This window comes from Streptomyces sp. NPDC090499 (assembly GCF_044769305.1).
In the GTDB taxonomy this organism is placed as follows: Bacteria; Actinomycetota; Actinomycetes; order Streptomycetales; family Streptomycetaceae; genus Streptomyces.
The window spans coordinates 352,494-371,679 of the sequence record NZ_JBIVXP010000003.1 but is presented as its reverse complement, the minus strand read 5'-3'; the positions used below and the strand labels follow the sequence as shown (position 1 = coordinate 371,679).

The following is a 19,186-nucleotide window of genomic DNA, read 5'->3' as shown; positions in this document are numbered from 1 at the left end:
CGCCGGTGCGCCGGTCCGTGGCGCCCGGCCGGCCGTCGGCGGCCGCTCAGACGACCCGCGTCGCCCCCGCGAACGGCATCTCGTCGATCGGGGCGATCCGTACCGGCGCCGACGGGTTGGGTGCGTGGATCATCTGGCCGTCGCCGATGTAGATGCCGACGTGGCTGATGCCCGAGTAGAAGAACACCAGGTCGCCCGGCTGGAGTTCGGAGCGGGAGACGCGGCGGCCGGCGTTGATCTGGGCGTAGGTGGTGCGGGGGATGGAGACTCCGGCGGAGCGGTAGGCGGCCTGGGCGAGTCCCGAGCAGTCGAAGGCGTCGGGGCCGGTCGCGCCCCAGACGTAGGGGCTGCCGAGCTTCGCGTAGGCGTAGGCCACGGCGGCCGCGGCGCGCGAGTCGGTGGCGGCGACGCTGCCGGCGGTCAGCGGGGCGCGGGCGTCCGCCGCGGAGCGTGAGGCGCGTGCGGTGGTGCCGTCCGCCGTGACCGCCGACCGCTGCTGCGGTGACAGCCGGTCCAGCAGCTGCCGCGCCTCGTCCAGTTTGCCGGTGACGGCGCTCTTCTCGCGCTTCAGCTCGGCCTGCCGGGACCGCAGCGCCGTCAGCTCGACATGTGCCGCACCCCGCAACTGCTCGATGTCCCGCAGCTGTTGCCGTACCCGTGTCACCGCACCGGCCTGCCGGTCGCCGGCCCGCTCGGCGATGGCCGCGTCGTCCAGGTACCGGTCGGGATCGCTGGACAGCGCCAGCTGCCAGGCCGGATCGATGCCGCCGTCGCGGTACTGCGCGGCCGCCACGAGCCCGAGCGCGTCCCGGGCGGAGTTGAGCTTCTGCTGCGCGCGGGCGGTCTCGTCCTGGAGCGACGTCAGCCGCCGCTGGGCCGTGTCGGCCTTGTCCTTCGCCCCGTCGTACTTCTGGGTGGCCTCCTCGGCCTCCTGGTACAGCTGGTCCACCTTGGCCTTCACCTGGGCCGGTGTCAGTTGCGGCTCGGCGTTTCCGGTCCCTTCGAAGGCCGTCGCGGTGGCCGCGCCCGCCAGGGCGAGGGTGACGGCCGTGCGGGCCGTGCTGCCGCCTAGCGAGCGCTGTCGGGGCCTGCGGTGCGCTGCCACCTGGAGTGTCCCGTCCTTTCGTACGACCGCCGTCTCGTCCGCAGGCACGCCGGGGGGCGTCCGTACGGCCGCGGGGGAGTGCGGAGCGTGTCCGGCGGCGGCCCGCACAGGGGGAACGGGCCGCCGCAGGACCTTCTCGGCGGTGGTGTCCGACTGCCGCCCCTGGCCCGGGCGGCGGTGGGGAGTCGGTCACCTGGGGGAGGACGCTAGGCCCGGGTGTGTCGGCCCGGTAACGCGATGCGCGGAATTGGCGTGACCGGATCGTTGCCCGACGGTATGTGAACGGGATTCCGGTCCGGAGACGTCGGCTTCTCGGGGTGGGATGACCGAAGCGGCGGTTCCGGGGCTGATCAGGGACGCGGGGTGCTATGGCGTGCATATATGCGGGGCGGCGGGTGCCGGGGGAGGGGGCGGTGGCCGGTGCCCCGTACGGGCCTGATTAGGCTCCGGGGCCATGGACGTACTCATCCATCTCTTCGTCGGCCTGCACATCATCGGCATCGCCGCGCTCCTCGGCGGTTTCCTCACCCAGATGAAGGCGATGGGCCAGGGCACGGCCCGGTTCGTCCCCGGGATGCTGCACGGCGCGTTCACCATGCTCGCGACCGGCGTGATCCTGGTCGGCCTCAACGAGGCCGACGACCACCACGTCAACACGATCAAGATCGGCGTGAAGCTCGCCCTGCTGATCGTGATCCTCGGGCTCGTCTACGTGAAACGGGACGACGAGAAGGTCGAGAAGGGTGCCTTCGGCCTGGTCGGTCTGCTCACGGTGGTGAACATCTTCATCGCCGTGCTCTGGACCTGAGCCGTCCTGTGGACCTGAGCCGTCCTGCGGACGACCCGATCCCCGGCACCCTCAGCGGGCCTTCGTGAGTGCGGCACGGGCGCTCGCCGCCGCACCGGCCGCCACCGCCAGCCAGGCCGCCACCGTCACCCACACCAGCACCCGCCCCGGCCACCTCAGCCAGGCGCCGCCGACGGCGGCCGCGACCGACAGCGTCGCCGTCGCCGTCATCCCCATGGGGAACACCGTCGCCCAGCGGCGCACGTCGTAACGGAGCCGGGGCCGTGCCACCTCCGCGGCCAGCAGGACGACGTACCAGGCCAGGTCCAGGACCAGCAGCGCCACCGTCACCGTGCGCAGGACGCCCCGGTCGTCGTCGTTCCAGAGGTACAGCCGCGCACTGTCGGCGGCCAGCAGTCCCGCCCCGGCCAGCGCCGAGATCGCGAGCGCGCCGCCCGCCACCCACTGGTCACCGGGCCCCCGGGTGATCTGCCGCCACTCGAACCGGGGCACCGCGAGCCCGTACATCGCCAGCCCCAGCCAGAACAGGACCAGCGAGAGGTGCGCGAGCCATGCCGTGGTCAGGGCCGCCGCCAGCGTCGCGCCCAGCACGGCTGGCCCCTGCGTGGCCACGCAGGCCAGGAACACCGCGCCGGGCATCCTCGGCCTCCAGTGCCGTACGACGAGGACCAGCAGCGGTGGCCACAGCACCGCCGACAGCGCCAGCAGGGCCTCGGCGAGGGTCTGCCACCCGAGCGCCGAGAACCGTGTCCCCAGCACCGCCGTCGCCGCCACCGCGGTGAGCGCGCCCGGCGTTCGCGCCTGTTCCGCCCACTGCCGGCGATCGCGCACCAGCCGTACGACGAAGTCCGCGGCCAGCGCCACCCACATCGCGCCGGCCACCGCCAGCGCCACCCTGGACACGGTCTCCGCGCCGACCAGGTGCAGCCCCACCGACATGATGCCGGTGGCCATCACGGCGGCCCCGGCCGCGGGCGGACGCTGCGCCCACCAGGCGCGGAGAGGTGACATGCCGGATATGTCCCTGATGCTAGGGAGAGCCGGCCGCGGTGCGGGCGGGGCACGCGCGCGTGCGGCCCGAAAACCGCGCCGGACGCGCGAACGTACGGTCGCGGCGGACAGGAGTGCCAGGGGGCTTCGGCAGGAGGCCGGGGTTGCGTGACGGCGGGCGGGCGCCGTGGTGTGTGCGGGCCGGCGGAGGGAAGCGGGTGGGGGCGCCCGAGAGGTGACGGGCGCCCCGCGGGGTCAGGCCGGGCGCACCACGCTGTGGATGATCGACTCGCCGCCGTAGTAGATCGACTCCTCGCGGACGTAGGCGCCGGGCTTGGGGGCGTGGATCATCATGCCGTTGCCGATGTAGATGCCGACGTGGCTGACGTCGTCGTAGAAGAAGACCAGGTCGCCGGGCTCGGCGTCGGCCAGGGAGACGGTGGTGCCGGCGTTCACCTGGTCGTAGGTGGTGCGGGGCAGGGAGACGCCCGCGGCCTTCCAGGCGGCCTGGGAGAGCCCGGAGCAGTCGTAGGAGCCGGGGCCGGTGGCGCCCCAGACGTACGGCTTGCCGATCTGTGCGCGGGCGAAGGCGATCGCCTTGGCTGCCTTCGTGGCGTAGGCGGAGTCCGAGCCGGAGCCGGAACTGGAGCCGGAAGAGGAGCCCGAGCCGGAAGAGGAGCCGCTCGACGCAGAGGACGACGACGCCGCCTGTTCGGCCGCCGCGGCCTGCTGCTTCGCCAGCTCCGCCGCCTTGCGGTCCGCCGCCTCCTGCTGCTGCTTCTCGATCGCCGCCAGCCGGGCCTTCTCCGCGGCCGTCAGCTGGGACAGCAGCTCCCGCGCGGAGGCCAGCTTCGTCTGCACGGTGGTCTTGGCGGTCTTGAGGTCGTCCTGCGTCTCGGTGAGCGTCTCGAGGCTCTGGGAGGCCTCCTGCCGCTTCTTCATGGTCGCGGACTGCTCGGTGACGTAGTCGTCGACCGCGCCCTTCTGGCGCGAGGTCAGGCGGCTCATCAACTGGTCCTGGTCGAAGTAGTCCTGGGGACTGTCCGCGAGCAGGAAGGTCGCCGTGTCGGGGACGCTCGCCCCGGTCCGGTACTGGGCCGCCGCGAACGAACCCAGTTCCTCACGCGCCTTGTTGAGCCGGTCGGTGCGCCGGGCGACGTCGTCGAGCAGGGTGTCGACCTGCTTGCGCTGCTTGCCGGTCCGCTCCTTGGCCGCGTTGTACTTCTCGGTCGCCGACTCCGCCTGCCGGTACAGGGAGTCGACCTTCTTCTCGACCTCCTCCAGGCTCGGCTTGCCGTCGTCGGAGGGCGCGGCCTCGGCCGTCTGGGAGAACAGGGCCATGGACGTGAGGGCGGCGGTGGCCAGGGCGGGGGTGCGTATGCCTGCCGCGCGTGTTCCTGACGGCCGGGACTTGCGGTGCGACGCCAACGGGGGCGACTCCTTCCAATGTTCCGCCTACCGAGTTAGCTGTCGGGTTCGGGCGGGTGGTTCGGAAGGGTTGCCCTACGGTCCGTTCCCCCGGTGGGGAGTCGGGACCGATTCACCCCAAGGTCGGTGTGGGTCCCCGGCTCCGGGTGCGCGGCGGCACTCCGGACTCGGCGGAGGCCGTGCGGCCCGGCGATGTTCGCCGGTGGGGGTCGTACGGCCTGCCCGGCACGCTAGCCAACTCGTGTGGTCCCTGTGAAGTTTGATGTGCGATATGCCCGATACATTTTCGTGACCTTGGCGTTGCGGCGTATCTGGGTGGGGCGATTCGGAACGTTATGGGCGACTTGCCTGGTGGTGTCGGAAGGTTCGAGGTGAGTGTTCGCGGCTGCGGGACGCGCGTCGACCTGCCGTGACGGAGTGGATCTGTTCGGTCACCGGGGCGAGTTTTCGGGGCGGCGGCCGGTTGTCGGTGGGGCGCCCTAGACTCGGAGAGCGATGAGCAGCCTCTTTGACGACAGCTTCCTGGCGAGCCTCCAGGCCCCCCGCGGCCATGACGAGGAACCTCCGCCGCCGCCCGAGGACGAGCACGCTCCGGAGCCGGTTCCGGACGATCTGTTCGGCGGGAAGTTCGACGTGCCCCCGGACCGGGACACCTACTACCGCGACGGCGCAGCCCGCCCGGCCCTGGACACGGCCGCGCTCCTGGAGGGGCTGAACGACAACCAGCGGGCAGCCGTCGTGCACGCCGGCTCACCGCTGCTCATCGTGGCCGGCGCCGGTTCCGGCAAGACGCGTGTGCTCACCCACCGCATCGCCCATCTGCTCGGCGCACGCCAGGTGCACCCGGGCCAGATCCTCGCGATCACCTTCACCAACAAGGCCGCGGGCGAGATGAAGGAGCGCGTCGAGCACCTCGTCGGCCCGCGGGCGAACGCGATGTGGGTGATGACCTTCCACAGCGCCTGCGTGCGGATCCTGCGCCGGGAGAGCAAGAAGCTCGGCTTCACCTCCTCCTTCTCGATCTACGACGCCGCCGACTCCAAGCGCCTGATGGCCCTGGTCTGCCGCGACCTGGACCTCGACCCCAAGCGGTTCCCGCCGAAGTCGTTCAGCGCCCAGGTGAGCAACCTCAAGAACGAGCTGGTCGACGAGGAGGACTTCGCCGCCCGCGCCAGCGACGGCTTCGAGAAGACCCTCGCCCAGGCCTACGCCCTCTACCAGTCGCGGCTGCGCGAGGCGAACGCCCTCGACTTCGACGACCTGATCATGACGACGGTCAACCTGCTGCGCGCCTTCCCGGACGTCGCCGAGCACTACCGCCGCCGCTTCCGGCACGTCCTGGTCGACGAGTACCAGGACACCAACCACGCCCAGTACGCCCTCGTGCGCGAACTGGTCGGCACCGGTGTCCGCGCCGACGGCACCGACACCCCGCCCGGCGAGCACGACCTGCCCCCCGCCGAACTCTGCGTCGTGGGTGACGCCGACCAGTCGATCTACGCCTTCCGGGGCGCCACGATCCGCAACATCCTCCAGTTCGAGGAGGACTACCCGAACGCGACGACGATCCTCCTGGAGCAGAACTACCGCTCCACGCAGACGATCCTCTCCGCCGCCAACGCGGTCATCGAGCGCAACGAGTCCCGCCGCCCGAAGAACCTGTGGACCAATGCGGGCGCGGGCGCGCAGATCACCGGCTACGTCGCCGACACCGAGCACGACGAGGCGCAGTTCGTCGCCGAGGAGATAGACCGTCTGACGGACGCGGGCGAGGCGAAGGCGGGCGATGTCGCCGTCTTCTACCGCACCAACGCGCAGTCCCGTGTCTTCGAGGAGATCTTCATCCGGGTCGGCCTGCCCTACAAGGTGGTCGGCGGCGTCCGCTTCTACGAGCGCAAGGAGGTCCGGGACGTCCTGGCGTACCTGCGGGTGCTGGCCAACCCGGAGGACTCCGTGCCGCTCCGGCGCATCCTCAACGTCCCCAAGCGCGGCATCGGCGACCGCGCGGAGGCGATGATCGACGCCCTCGCCCAGCGCGAGAAGATCAGCTTCCCGCAGGCGCTCAAGCGGGTCGACGAGGCGTACGGCATGGCCGCGCGGTCGACGAACGCGGTCAAGCGGTTCAACACGCTGATGGAGGACCTCCGCACGGTCGTGGAGTCCGGCGCCGGACCCGCCACAGTCCTGGAGGCGATCTACGAACGCACCGGATACCTCGCCGAGTTGCAGAACTCCACGGACCCGCAGGACGAGACCCGCATCGAGAACCTCCAGGAACTCGCCTCCGTGGCCCTGGAGTTCGAGCAGGAGTCCGGCGAGGGCGAGCAGACCGGCGGCCTCGCCGACTTCCTGGAGCGGGTGGCCCTGGTCGCCGACTCCGACCAGATCCCCGACGACGACGAGAACGGCGACGGCGTCATCACCCTGATGACCCTGCACACCGCCAAGGGCCTCGAATTCCCGGTGGTGTTCCTGACCGGCATGGAGGACGGCGTCTTCCCGCACATGCGCGCCCTCGGCCAGACCAAGGAGCTGGAGGAGGAACGGCGGCTCGCCTACGTCGGCATCACGCGTGCGCGGGAGCGGCTGTACCTCACGCGGTCGGCGATGCGCAGCGCCTGGGGCCAGCCGTCGTACAACCCGCCCTCGCGCTTCCTGGAGGAGATTCCCGGCGCGTATCTGGAGTGGAAGCGGACCGGGGCGATGGCGCCGGTCTCCTCCGGGCCCGCCGCGGGCGTGGCGGCCTCGCTCTCCTCGACCCGCTCGCGCTCCTCGGCGTCGGGCGCGTCCGGCTTCGCCACCCGGCGGACCTCGGAGAAGCCGGTGGTGTCGCTGGCGGTCGGCGACCGCGTCACCCACGACCAGTTCGGGCTCGGCACAGTCGTCGCGGTGAAGGGCACGGGCGGCAACGCGGAGGCGACGATCGACTTCGGCGACGACAAGCCGAAGCGGCTGCTGCTGCGGTACGCGCCGGTGGAGAAGCTCTAGCTGTTCTGTCCATAGAGGTTGGTGACGGACGGCACGGCTAGGTGGTCTTGAACGAGTGAGGGCCTTCCGGCTTCGGTGTGGATTGCGACATCTCCACCGAGTACCGAGAAGGCCCTCTTGCCCCACCGTAGTGCACCTCTGACCGAGACCGGCCGTCTGCGCCTGGCCCGCCGCGGCGGGGCCCCACGCCTGCCGGCCGGATCAGGTCGGGTCGAGCCCGTGGCTGCGCAGCCACGGCAGCGGGTCTATGGCGGCGCCGCCGGCCGGCCGCACCTCGAAGTGCAGGTGCGGTCCTGTCGAGTTCCCGGAGTTCCCGGAGTACGCGATCGGGTCGCCGGCCTTCACCGTCGTACCGGCGGCGACGCGGTACGACGAGAGGTGGCAGTACCACGTCTCCGTGCCGTCCTTCGCCGTCACGATCATCATGTTGCCGTAGGCGCTGTTCCACTTGGTGGAGACGACGCCGTCGGTCGCGGCCATCACCGTGGTGCCGTAGGAGACGGGGAAGTCGATGCCCGTGTGGACGGACATCCAGTTGACACCGGCCTGGCCGAAATAGGCGCTGAGCCCTCTCTGCGTGACCGGAAGCGCGTACTTGGGGCGCAGCCGCTCCTTGCGGGCCGCCTCCGCCGCCGCCTTCTTCTTCTCGGTCTCCTGCTGGGTCTTGAGGTCGATGCGCTCCTGCGTCCGGCTGGCCCGGTCGGCGAAGTCGTCGGCGCCCGCCGAGAGCGTCCTCAGCTGGGCGTCCAGCTTGCTGTTGGCGGCGGACGGCTTCACCGACTGCGCGTCGGAGGCCGAGGCCGTGGTGTCCTTGCCGTCGTCGGTCAGGCTGTTGACGGAGGCGGCCGCGATCCCGGCGACCCCCATCACGCACACGGAGGGCACCGCGACGGTCAGCAGCGCGGACCGCTTGGGAGGCGTACGGCGACGGGAACGCGCCCCCGCGCGGGAGCCGGCGCGAGTCGCCGGCGGCGCGGCCGGGGTGACCTCTTCCTGGTCCTCCAGCAGTGGCGTTACTGCAGGCAGTTCGCCGGTCGCGGTCAACTCCGCGCCGTCCGAAGAGTCCGCCGCGGACTCCGCGAACCCGTCGTGCCCGCCGTACTCCGCGTACTGGCCGTGCTCCACTTGCTCCCCGAAGTCCCCGTACGGCTCGTGCTGCTGCGCGTGCTCGGACTCGTGCTCGGGGGCGTGCGCCGGGGTGCCGTCGGAGTTCCACTGCGTGGCGTCGTACACGCCGGTGTCGAACGCCTGGGTGCCCCACTCCCACTGCTGGGTCGCACCGGCCATGCCCGACTGCTCGGGCTGCAGCCAGGCGTTCGCGTCCCACTGGCCGCTGGCGTCGGGGGCCGTCCCCTGTGCCGGGACGGTCCACGCGGTGCTGTCGTAGGCACCGGAGTCGTAGGCGGCATGGTGCTGGGCCGCGTACGGGTCGTAGTTCGGTGTCTGGCCGCCGGCGGTCTGCCACTGCGTGGCGTCGTAGGCACCGGTGGCCTGGCCCTCGCCGGGGAGGCTGCCGAAGAGCGGGTCGCTGTGGAACGCGGTACCGGTCGCGGTGTGGTCGCTGTACGTGGTGAAGTCGCCGTACTGGGCTTCCTGGGTGCCGTACGACGCGTAGTGCGCCGGGTCGGCGTCGGAAGCCGGGGCCGGGGTGGTCATGGTCCCCGACGGGTGACGGTCGTTCACCAACTTCTCTTTCGCCTCGACAACAGGGGCTGCCAGAGCAGTGCGGCGACTGTACCCGGCGGTATGCGGGCGCGACAATCTTCAACAGGTTTCGCTGTTTCGGGAAACGGGCATTCGGCCGTGTTTCGGGGGACGGCGGGCGCGGGTTTGGCTTTGTGTTCGATGATTGTTCGAGGCGAGTGGGGGTCCCCGGAGGTCTCCGGGGACCCCGCCAGCTCCCGAACGGGCGCTCCGGCGCGCCCTCAGGCCACCGTCAGACCGCCGGCGATCCGCTCCTCCGGGTGCGTTTCGTCGAGGGCCTGTCGTATACCGGTCGCGACCGCCGGATGGACGGGCAGGGCGAGGTGGCCGATGCCGGTCACCCGCACGTTCGTCGTCAGGAGGTCCGGGTGGTCGACGCGGGCCGTCTCCACCGGCTCCATCAGTGAGTCGAGGTCGCTCCAGAAACTCACGAACCGGGTACGGCAGCCCGGCGCGGGCCGGGCCAGCTCCTCGATGACCGCCGAGCCGGGGCGCATCTGCCGCACGATCGGGTGCGCGTCCGCCAGCGGCGCCACCCGGGTGCCGGAATGCGGGGTGCCGAGCGTCACCAGCGTGCGGACGCGCAGGTCACCGCCGAGGCGCTGGACGTAGTAGCGCGCTATCAGCCCGCCGAGGCTGTGCCCGACGATGTCGACCCGGCCGCTGCCGGTGCGCTCGCAGATCTCCTCGATGTGCCGGCCGAGCAGCTCGGCGGCGGTGCGGATGTCGCAGGTCAGCGGCGAGTAGTTGAGTGACTCGACGCGCTGGCCGCCGTGCTGGGCGAGGGTGCGGCGCAGCAGGACGAAGACCGAGCGGTTGTCGATGAAGCCGTGCAGCAGCACGACCGGCGGAGCCGCCCGGACCGGCAGCCGGGCCGTTCCGTCGGGCTCCGCGGGCGGCGCGGGCGGTACCGCCGGGCGGCGCTCCGGGGTGAGGCCGGTCGGGTAGAGCAGCAGATGCCCGGCCAGGATCGCGGCCTCCAGGGCGGTCGACTTCAGGAGGGCCAGCGAGAGGCCGGCGAGTCTGCTGGGCAGGAAGCGGCGGCAGAACGGGAGAAAGGGCTCCAGCAGTACCTCGGTGACCTTCATCGGCCGACCTCCTGTCGGCACGCCGAGGACAGCTCCGTCCCCCGTGTGCCCTCATGGGGATGCCGGGGCGGAGGCTGCGGGGGTGGCGGGGTGCGACGACGTGCCGCGTCGCGCGCTCCTGCCGTCCCCGCGGACCACGCTGCGGCTCCCTGACGTGTCCCGCTGTGTGTGATTTCCCCCTCTGTAACCTCCGCGAAACTGCCGGTTGCGGGATGCTGGAGATAACGTTCGTTCACTTGAGGTGGGTGGCGGAACGCGCCGAATGTGCGGTACTTCTCGGTACGCATGGATGTTGGCGTGTTCGTTTCGTGGTCATGGAGGCAGTGATGGGTGTGGCAGCCGGTCCGATCCGTGTGGTGGTGGCCAAACCGGGGCTCGACGGCCACGACCGCGGGGCCAAGGTCATCGCGCGGGCGCTGCGCGACGGGGGCATGGAGGTCATCTACACCGGGCTCCACCAGACGCCGGAGCAGATCGTCGACACGGCCATCCAGGAGGACGCCGACGCCATCGGCCTCTCCATCCTCTCCGGCGCCCACAACACCCTGTTCGCCGCGGTCATCGACCTCCTCAAGGAGCGTGACGCCGAGGACATCCTCGTCTTCGGCGGCGGCATCATCCCCGAGGACGACATCGCCCCCCTCAAGGAGAAGGGCGTCGCGGCGATCTTCACGCCGGGGGCGACGACGTCGTCGATCGTGGAGTGGGTCCGGGAGAACGTGCGGCAGCCGACCGAGGCGTAGGCCGCGTCCGCGGGGGGCTGACTTCGGCGTGCGGGTCGTGGGCCGGCCGCGCGCCGGTGGGGACCGGCCGCGCAGTTCCTCCCCCAGCCTTCGGCCGGGTTCGGTCGGGGGTGCCCCCGGCGCCCCTGGCGGGCCGCCATCGCTCGCCTTTCTACGAGGCGCGCTCGTCGAGTTCCGAGAGCATCGCCGCCCGCAGCCTCAGTGTCGTCACCAGGCGCTGGAACGCCTCTGCCCAGTAGCCGCCGGCTCCCGGTGAGGCGTCCTCACGGTCGTCCGGTATCGCGAGGAGGGCGTCCAGGCGGCCGGCTTCCGCGGGGTCCAGGCAGCGCTCGGCAAGCCCCATCACCCCGCTGAAGCTCCACGGGTAACTTCCCGCGTCCCGCGCGATGTTGAGGGCGTCCACCACGGACCCGCCGAGTGGCGCGGACCAGGGCACGGCGCACACACCGAGCAGCTGGAACGCCTCCGACAGGCCGTGTGCCGCGATGAAGCCGGCCACCCAGCCGGCCCGCTCCCCGCCCGCCAGCGTGCCCAGCAGCTTGGCCCGCTCGGCCAGGGACACCGCGCCCGGACCACCCGCTTCCGGTGCCCCCGGCACCCCGAGCAGCGCTCGTGCCCATGCGGCGTCCCGCTGCCGTACGGCGGCCCGGCACCAGGCCGCGTGCAGCTCGCCCTGCCAGCCGTCCGCCACCGTCAGCGCCACGATCTCCTGAGGCGTCCGGCCGCCGAGCCGGGCCGGCCAGGTGGAGAGCGGGGCCGCCTCCACCAACTGTCCCAGCCACCAGGAGCGTTCGCCGCGTCCGGTCGGCGGTCTGGCCACGACGCCGTCGCGCTCCATGCCCGGGTCGCACTCCGGCGGTGCCTCCACCGCGATCACCGGACCGTCCCCGGTGTGATCGACCGCCACGCACGCCCCGGCCCGCACCGCCATCCGCCCGGCGAGCGCCGAGCCGGGCAGCGCGGACAGCAGCTCGGCCGCCGTCGTCCGCACGTTGCGGCTGCGGTCCGACAGCGCCTGCTCCAGGAACGGCTCGTCCCCGGCGGCCAGTCCGGTGCGCAGCGAGTCGAGGAACATCAGCCGGTCCTCGGCCCGCTCCGTCGCCCAGGTCCCGGCCAGCAGCTCGCGCGCCGCCTCGGGCCCTCGGGCCCGCAGCGCGGCCAGCAGCGCGACCCGCTCGGCGAACAGCCCCTCCTGCCACAACTGCCGTATCCCGTCGGTGTCCTCGGGGTCAGGCAGGGTCGCGCCCCCGCCCGGGGCCGCGCGCAGGGCGAACCGCCAGTCCTGGTTGAGCCGGGCCAGCCACAGGGCGCGCGGTCCCGCGAAGGCCAGCGCGGCGGGCCGCAGGTCGGTACGGCCCCGGGCCGCGTCCAGCAGCGCGGGCAGCGTCTGCGGGGGCGCGGCGAACCCGCGCGCGTTGGCCGCCGCGAGCCACTGCGGCAGCAGCTCCATCAGGTCGGGCGAGGTGCCCCGGCGGCCGCCGGTCGCGGTGCCGGGGCGGTCGGACAGCAGCATCGCCAGTCTGCGTGCCGCGGCGGCCGGCAGCGCGGGGCGCGGGTCCCCGGGGGCCGGTTCGGGGCGGCGCGCGGCCGGTGCCGGACGCAGCCCGGCCCGCCGTCGTACGGTCGCCACGGCCGCCTCGTCCAGCAGGGCCACCGGGGCCTCGCGCCGCGGCCCGCCGGTCGCGGGCGGCCGCCGGTCCGTGCCCAGCAGGGCCGCGGTGACGAGATCCTCCCAAGCGGTCACGGGGTTCCCCTTCCACGAGATCCAGGAGTTCCGAGAGATGCAGGAGTTCCGAGAGATGCAGGAGTTCCGAGAGTTCTGTGCGTTCCGAGAGTTCTAAGTGCTCTGTGTGTTCCGAGGGTTCTGTGAGTTCTGTGAGCCGGTGCCGGTGCCGGTGCCGGTGCGGGAGCGGGTGTCGGCCGGGTCAGCACAGCGGTACCGCCTCGCCGGTCTCCTGCGGCCAGGCCGTCAGTGGGGTGAAGCCGCGGTGACCGCACTCGCCGAAGACCGTGACCGGGGCGCCGCCCGAGAGCGCGACCAGCCGCCACAGCCCCGGACCGGAACGGGCGCCCGGCGTCAGGGGCAGCGCCGACTCGCCCTCGGCGTCCGCCAGTTGCCAGGAGTCGCCGTCCGGGACCGGCACGACCCGGTCGAGTGTCACCGGCACCGATTCCAGCCACGGGTCCTCGCGCAGTGCCTCCCCGTACCGGGCCGCCGCCTGTGCCGTCGGTACGCCCGGCGGCCGCGCCGAGGAGGGCGCGGGTGCGGCGAACCGCTCGCCCAGCGCCGCCCGGTGCTGCCCCGAGCCCGGATAGGCGGACAGCTCCGCGTCCAGGGCGAGCCCGACAGGCAGCGCCGGCTCGGGAGCACGGCCTGCCGCACCGTAGGAGAGGAGCAGCGCCGTACGGCCCGAATCGGTGCCGTGCAGCCAGATCCGGCGGGTCGTCAGCTTGGCGTCCGCCGTGTCGTACTGGGCGAGGACCAGCCAGCGGTCGCGCACCGGCGTACCGTCCGCCGGGGCGGGCAGGCCGATGCGGGAGCGGACCGTGGCCGCGAGGCCCGCCGGGAGCCGGTCGCGGCGCAGCCAGCCCTGGTCGAGGAGGTGCAGCAGCGCGCATTCCTCGAGGAGCCGCACCGGCCAGCCCGGACCGGAGCCCGGTATCGCCCCCAACTCCCGCACCCGCGCCGCCAGTCCGGGAGCCTGGGCGTCGACCATGCGGGCCGCCGTCTCCTCCCACAGCCCGTACCCCGCCTGCTCGGCCGCGGCCAGGCCGCCGCGCAGCAGGTCGGACAGCCGCTGCTCAAGCTCCGTGGCGCCCGCCGTGACCCGCTCGGCCCGCTGCTCCGCCCGGCGCCGGGCCGCCTCGGGATCAGCGGCGGCCGCGGAACTCCCGCCGCCCGTCGGCCGTTTCCCCTCCGCGCGCTCGCGTCTGCCCGCGATCCACTGCTCGGCCCAGTCCGGCGGCTGCTGCGCCGCAGGCACCGAGTCGTCCCCGCCCGCCCAGAGCAGGAGCAGTCCGAGGGCGTGCTTGCAGGGGAACTTCCGGCTCGGGCAGCTGCACCTGTAGGCGGGCCCCGCCGGGTCGGCGACGTCCACGATCGTCTGGTACGGCTTGCTGCCGCTGCCCTTGCACAGTCCCCATACCGTCCCCTCCTCGCCACTGCCGGCTCCGGACCACGGCCCCGCCGCTCCGAGCCTGCTTCCCGCTTTGCGTGACGCGGCGTCAGGCGCCAAGGCCAGCACCTGGTCCGCACTCCAGCGCACCCCCTGCTGAGTCATGCCATCGAAGGTAGATCCCGCCACTGACAATCGCCCCGGCGAGCGCGTTTGTGCAGGTCAGGGCGATTGTCAGTGGCGTGGTGCACGGTGGACACCAGATCCGAACCGGCCGAGCTGGAGGGGGCCTCAGCCATGACTGTGTCCGTGGAACCGACCGACCCGACGACCGTCGAGAGCGCGCTGCGACCGCACGCCGAGCACGCCTTCGCCGCCGAACTCGCGGCACTGGCCGCACAGGACGACCGGCCGCGCCCGGCCCGCTGGAAGCTGTCGCCGTGGGCGGTGGCCACCTACCTGCTGGGCGGCACCCTGCCGGACGGCACGGTGATCACACCGAAGTACGTCGGCCCGCGCCGCATCGTCGAGGTCGCCGTCACCACCCTCGCCACCGACCGCGCCCTGCTCCTGCTCGGCGTGCCCGGTACCGCCAAGACCTGGGTCTCCGAGCACTTGGCCGCCGCCGTCAGCGGCGACTCGACCCTCCTGGTGCAGGGCACGGCCGGCACCCCGGAGGAGGCGATCCGCTACGGCTGGAACTACGCGCAGCTGCTCGCCCACGGCCCCAGCCGGGACGCCCTCGTGCCCAGCCCCGTCATGCGGGCCATGGCGGAGGGCATGACGGCCCGGGTCGAGGAGCTCACCCGGATCCCCGCCGACGTGCAGGACACGCTGATCACGATCCTGTCCGAGAAGACCCTGCCCATCCCCGAACTGGGCCAGGAGGTGCAGGCGGTCCGCGGCTTCAACCTGATCGCCACCGCCAACGACCGTGACCGGGGGGTCAACGAGCTCTCCAGCGCCCTGCGCCGCCGCTTCAACACCGTGGTGCTGCCCCTGCCGGAGAGCCCGGAGGCCGAGGTCGACATCGTCGCGCGCCGCGTCGACCAGCTCGGCCGCTCCCTGGACCTGCCGGCCGTGCCCGACGGCATCGAGGAGATCCGCCGCGTCGTCACCGTCTTCCGCGAGCTGCGCGACGGCGTCACCGCCGACGGCCGCACCAGGATCAAGTCGCCGAGCGGCACGCTCTCCACGGCCGAGGCGATCTCGGTCGTCACCGGAGGCCTCGCCCTGGCGGCCCACTTCGGGGACGGCGTGCTGCGGGCCGGTGACGTCGCCGCCGGCATCCTCGGGGCCGTCGTCCGCGACCCGGCCGCCGACCGGGTCGTCTGGCAGGAGTACCTGGAGACGGTCGTCCGCGAGCGGGACGGCTGGAAGGACTTCTACCGCGCCTGCCGCGAGGTGAGCGCGTGAGCGACGACACCGCGTGGCGGCGGTCGCCCGGCCCCGGGCCGCTGCTGCTGGGGGTACGGCACCACGGGCCCGGCTCCGCGCGGGCGGTGCGGGCCGCGCTGGACGCCGCCCGGCCACGAGCGGTGCTGATCGAGGGGCCGCCCGAGGCCGACGCGCTGATCCCGCTGGCCGCCGACCCGGAGATGCGGCCACCGGTCGCGCTCCTCGCGCACGCCGTGGACGAGCCCGGCCGCTCGGCGTTCTGGCCGCTGGCCGACTTCAGCCCCGAGTGGGTGGCGCTCCGCTGGGCTTTGGAGCACGGGGTCCCGGCCCGCTTCATCGACCTGCCGGCCACGCACACGCTGGCCTGGGAGCGGCCGGAGGACCCGGGCGAACCGGACGAAGGGTCCGAGGGATCCGAGGGGTCCGAGGGATCCGGCGGCGGGCCGCACCAGGTCCGCGTCGACCCCCTCGCCGCGCTCGCCGAGGCCGCCGGTTACGACGACCCCGAGCGCTGGTGGGAGGACGTCGTCGAGCACCGGGGCGGGGCCGGGGAGCGGGACGTGTTCGCGCCGTTCGCCGCGGTGGCGGAGGCCATGGGGGCGCTGCGGGAGACGTACGGGGCGGGCGGTCGCGACCGGGACCCCGTGCGGGAGGCCCACATGCGGCTCCGACTGCGCGCCGCTCAGCGGGAGTTCGGGGAGCAGGTCGCGGTGGTGTGCGGGGCGTGGCACGTGCCGGCGCTGCGCGCGAAGACCACCGTCGGTGCCGACCGGGAGTTGCTGAAGGGGCTGCCCAAGGTCAAGACGGATCTGACCTGGGTGCCGTGGACGAACCGCCGGCTGGCCCGGACGAGCGGCTACGGCGCGGGCATCGACTCGCCGGGCTGGTACGGGCACCTGTTCCGCGCCCCGGACCGGCCGGTGGAGCGGTGGCTCACCAAGGTGGCCGGGCTGCTCCGCGAGGAGGACCGGATCGTCTCCTCGGCCCATGTCATCGAGGCGGTGCGGCTGGCCGAGACGCTCGCGGTGATGCGCGGCCGCCCGCTGCCCGGCCTCGGCGAGACCACCGACGCGGTGCGGGCGGTGCTCTGCGAGGGCTCGGACGTCCCGCTGGCGCTGGTGCACGACCGGCTGGTGGTCGGGGACGTGCTGGGGGAGGTCCCGGAGGCGGCGCCCGCGGTGCCGCTGCAGCGGGACCTGGCCCGGGAGCAGCGCCGGCTCAGGCTGAAGCCGGAGGCGCTGGAGCGGGAGCTGGAGCTCGACCTGCGCAAGGAGACCGACGCCGGGCGCAGCCGGCTGCTGCACCGGCTGCGGCTGCTCGGCGTCGGGTGGGGGGAGCCGGTGCGGTCGCGGGGGAGCACGGGCACGTTCCGGGAGACCTGGCGGCTGCGCTGGGAGCCGGAGCTGTCGGTGCGGGTGGCCGAGGCCGGCGTCTGGGGGACGACCGTCGAGGGCGCGGCGACGGCCAGGGCCGAGGCCGACGCGGTGCAGGCGGGCGACCTCGCCGACGTCACCGGTCTCGCCGAGCACTGCCTGCTCGCCGGGCTGCCGGACGCGCTGCCGTTGGTGATGCGGGCGCTCGCCGACCGGGCCGCGCTGGACACGGACGTGGGCCGGCTCGCCCAGGCCCTGCCCGCCCTGGTCCGCTCCCTGCGCTACGGCGACGTCCGGGGCACCGACACCCGCGCGCTCGCCGAGGTCGCCGCGGGTCTCGCCGAGCGGGTCTTCGTCGGCCTCCCGCCGGCCTGCGCCGCCCTCGACGCGGACGCGGCCGACGAGATGCGCGGCCATGTGGACGCGGTGCACACGGCGGTGGGACTGCTCGGGGAGACGGCGGCGCAGGCCGGTCCCGGCCACTCGGACCTCCGCCTGCGCTGGCGGGCCGTGCTGCGCACGCTCTCCGGACGGGACACCGTGCCCGGGGTGCTGCGCGGGCGGGCCGTGCGGATCCTGCTCGACGAGGGAGAGCTGGGGGCGGAGGAGGCGGCGCGGCTGATGGGTCTGGTGCTCTCGCCGGGAACCCCGCCGGCGGACGCGGCCGCCTGGATCGAGGGGTTCGTCGGCGGGAGCGGCGGGGGCGGGATGCTGCTGGTGCACGACGAACGGCTGCTCGGCCTGGTCGACGCCTGGCTCACCGAGGTCCCGGCGGAGGCGTTCACGGACGTACTGCCGCTGCTGCGCCGGACGTTCTCGGTGTACGAGCCGGGAGTGCGCCGGACGATCGGCGAACTGGTCCGCCGTGGCCCGGGGGAGCGGCTGCGGGACGGAGCGGGGCAGGCCGGCGGGACACCGGGGTTCGGCGCCGAGCCGGACGCCGGGCGCGCCGACGCCGTACTGCCGGTGCTGCGCCTGCTGCTCGGCCTCGGCGACGGGGAGGACGCGGCGGAATCGGACGACGACCTTGTGGGGGCGGGCAGATGACCACGGACGTGACGGACGCGGGCAGCGGGACGGGTACCGGAACCGGGACCGGCATCGGAGCCGGGAGCGGCACCGGGACCGGGACCGGCATCGGCACCGCAGATCCCGTGCAGGAGCGGCTGCGGCGGTGGCGGCTGGTGCTCGGGGGCGAGGCCGCCGACGGGACCGGGTGCGCGCTGTCGGGGCGGGACACGGCGATGGACGGGACGCTGGCCGCGCTGTACGGGAGGGGGGACAGACCGCAGTCGGGGCGGGAGCGTGCGGCGGGGCTGGGGGCGTCGGCGCCGTCGGTTGCGCGCTGGCTCGGGGACATCCGGACGTACTTCCCGTCGTCCGTCGTGCAGGTCATGCAGCGTGACGCCATCGACCGGCTCGGGCTGGCCGCGCTGCTGCTGGAACCGGAGATGCTGGAGGCGGTGGAGGCGGACGTGCACCTGGTCGGCACCCTGCTCTCGCTCAACAAGGCGATGCCGGAGACGACGAAGGAGACGGCTCGGGCGGTCGTGCGCAAGGTCGTCGAGGACCTGGAGAAGCGGCTGGCCACCCGCACCCGGGCCACCCTCACCGGCGCCCTCGACCGCAGCGCCCGCGTCAGCCGCCCGCGCCACCACGACATCGACTGGAACCGCACGATCTCGGCCAACCTCAAGAACTACCTGCCCGAGTACCGGACGGTGGTACCGGAGCGGCTGGTCGGGTACGGGCGGGCCTCGCAGTCGGTGAAGAAGGAGGTGGTGCTCTGCATCGACCAGTCCGGGTCGATGGCGGCCTCGGTGGTGTACGCCTCGGTGTTCGGGGCGGTGCTGGCGTCCATGCGGTCGATCGACACCCGGCTCGTCGTCTTCGACACCGCGGTGGTCGACCTCACGGACCAGCTGGACGACCCGGTGGACGTGTTGTTCGGCACCCAGCTCGGCGGCGGGACGGACATCAACCGGGCGCTCGCGTACTGCCAGTCGCAGATCACCCGGCCCGCGGAGACCGTCGTCGTCCTCATCAGCGATCTCTACGAGGGCGGGATACGGAACGAGATGCTGAAGCGGGTCGCGGCGATGAAGGCGTCGGGGGTGCAGTTCGTGGCGCTGCTCGCGCTGTCGGACGAGGGCGCGCCGGCGTACGACCGGGAGCACGCGGCGGCACTCGCGGCGCTGGGGGCGCCGGCGTTCGCGTGCACGCCCGACCTCTTCCCCGAGGTGATGGCCGCGGCGATCGAGAAGCGGCCGATCCCGGTACCGGACACCGCGTGACACGTGGCCGGAAGAGCGACTTGTCGACTCGGCGATGTCCGGCACCGGACGTCAAAACGGACATGACTACCCATCGGTAACGGGGGGCTTGCGCTACCTCGGGAGTCCCGTGCAAGGATCGAAGTCTCCACTGGTCTTTCACCGGCCTTCA

13 protein-coding genes and 1 riboswitch are annotated in these 19,186 nt (G+C 73.2%); of the genes, 6 read left to right on the top strand and 7 right to left on the bottom strand.

Features of this window, described 5'->3' with window-relative positions; all coding sequences use genetic code 11:
• Positions 1–46: 46 nt before the first annotated feature.
• Positions 47–1,105 (bottom strand): NlpC/P60 family protein, encoded by a 1,059-nt coding sequence (locus ACIQVL_RS13680; protein WP_403475539.1) that lies wholly within the window; start codon positions 1,103–1,105, stop codon positions 47–49.
• Positions 1,106–1,559: 454 nt separating this feature from the next.
• Here ACIQVL_RS13680 and ACIQVL_RS13675 point away from each other — a divergent pair, with 454 nt between their 5' ends.
• Positions 1,560–1,913, top strand: coding sequence for a hypothetical protein (locus ACIQVL_RS13675; protein WP_362592005.1), 354 nt, complete (start codon positions 1,560–1,562; stop codon positions 1,911–1,913).
• 51 nt (positions 1,914–1,964) lie between these two features.
• On the opposite strand, the gene ACIQVL_RS13670 is transcribed toward ACIQVL_RS13675, so the two are convergent.
• A complete protein-coding gene (locus ACIQVL_RS13670; protein WP_403475384.1) occupies positions 1,965–2,924 on the bottom strand; it encodes a tellurite resistance/C4-dicarboxylate transporter family protein in 960 nt (319 codons plus the stop codon).
• Between the two features lie 234 nt (positions 2,925–3,158).
• Positions 3,159–4,331: an NlpC/P60 family protein gene (locus ACIQVL_RS13665; protein ID WP_403438436.1), complete on the bottom strand. Its 1,173-nt coding sequence runs from the start codon at positions 4,329–4,331 to the stop codon at positions 3,159–3,161.
• A gap of 7 nt (positions 4,332–4,338) precedes the next feature.
• Positions 4,339–4,514: riboswitch (cyclic di-AMP (ydaO/yuaA leader) on the bottom strand.
• A 312-nt stretch (positions 4,515–4,826) separates the two neighbouring features.
• Between ACIQVL_RS13665 and pcrA the strand changes: the two genes are divergently transcribed.
• A complete protein-coding gene (gene pcrA, locus ACIQVL_RS13660) occupies positions 4,827–7,319 on the top strand; it encodes a DNA helicase PcrA (RefSeq protein WP_403438433.1) in 2,493 nt (830 codons plus the stop codon).
• 201 nt (positions 7,320–7,520) lie between these two features.
• On the opposite strand, the gene ACIQVL_RS13655 is transcribed toward pcrA, so the two are convergent.
• Positions 7,521–9,002 (bottom strand): M23 family metallopeptidase, encoded by a 1,482-nt coding sequence (locus ACIQVL_RS13655; RefSeq protein WP_403475383.1) that lies wholly within the window; start codon positions 9,000–9,002, stop codon positions 7,521–7,523.
• A gap of 242 nt (positions 9,003–9,244) precedes the next feature.
• Positions 9,245–10,111, bottom strand: coding sequence for an esterase/lipase family protein (locus ACIQVL_RS13650; RefSeq protein WP_403438426.1), 867 nt, complete (start codon positions 10,109–10,111; stop codon positions 9,245–9,247).
• A gap of 326 nt (positions 10,112–10,437) precedes the next feature.
• Here ACIQVL_RS13650 and ACIQVL_RS13645 point away from each other — a divergent pair, with 326 nt between their 5' ends.
• Positions 10,438–10,854: a cobalamin B12-binding domain-containing protein gene (locus tag ACIQVL_RS13645; RefSeq protein ID WP_403438424.1), complete on the top strand. Its 417-nt coding sequence runs from the start codon at positions 10,438–10,440 to the stop codon at positions 10,852–10,854.
• Positions 10,855–11,005: 151 nt separating this feature from the next.
• Here the strand turns inward: ACIQVL_RS13645 and ACIQVL_RS13640 are convergent, their stop codons facing one another.
• Both ACIQVL_RS13640 and ACIQVL_RS13635 read right to left on the bottom strand, forming a co-directional pair.
• On the bottom strand, positions 11,006–12,598 hold the full coding sequence (locus ACIQVL_RS13640; RefSeq protein ID WP_403475382.1) for a DUF5691 domain-containing protein: 1,593 nt from the start codon (positions 12,596–12,598) through the stop codon (positions 11,006–11,008).
• Between the two features lie 181 nt (positions 12,599–12,779).
• Positions 12,780–14,135 carry an SWIM zinc finger family protein gene (locus ACIQVL_RS13635; protein WP_403475381.1) on the bottom strand — a complete coding sequence of 452 codons (1,356 nt, stop codon included), beginning with the start codon at positions 14,133–14,135 and terminating at the stop codon, positions 12,780–12,782.
• Between the two features lie 132 nt (positions 14,136–14,267).
• Here ACIQVL_RS13635 and ACIQVL_RS13630 point away from each other — a divergent pair, with 132 nt between their 5' ends.
• From ACIQVL_RS13630 to ACIQVL_RS13620, 3 genes are read left to right on the top strand one after another with little or no spacing between them, the layout of a single operon-like run.
• Positions 14,268–15,386, top strand: coding sequence for an AAA family ATPase (locus ACIQVL_RS13630; RefSeq protein ID WP_403438417.1), 1,119 nt, complete (start codon positions 14,268–14,270; stop codon positions 15,384–15,386).
• Entirely contained in the window at positions 15,383–17,788 is a 2,406-nt protein-coding gene (locus tag ACIQVL_RS13625; protein WP_403475380.1) for a DUF5682 family protein, read from the top strand. Before ACIQVL_RS13630 ends, ACIQVL_RS13625 begins: the two co-directional genes overlap by 4 nt.
• Positions 17,785–19,035: a VWA domain-containing protein gene (locus ACIQVL_RS13620; RefSeq protein WP_403438413.1), complete on the top strand. Its 1,251-nt coding sequence runs from the start codon at positions 17,785–17,787 to the stop codon at positions 19,033–19,035. Before ACIQVL_RS13625 ends, ACIQVL_RS13620 begins: the two co-directional genes overlap by 4 nt.
• Positions 19,036–19,186: the final 151 nt, after the last annotated feature.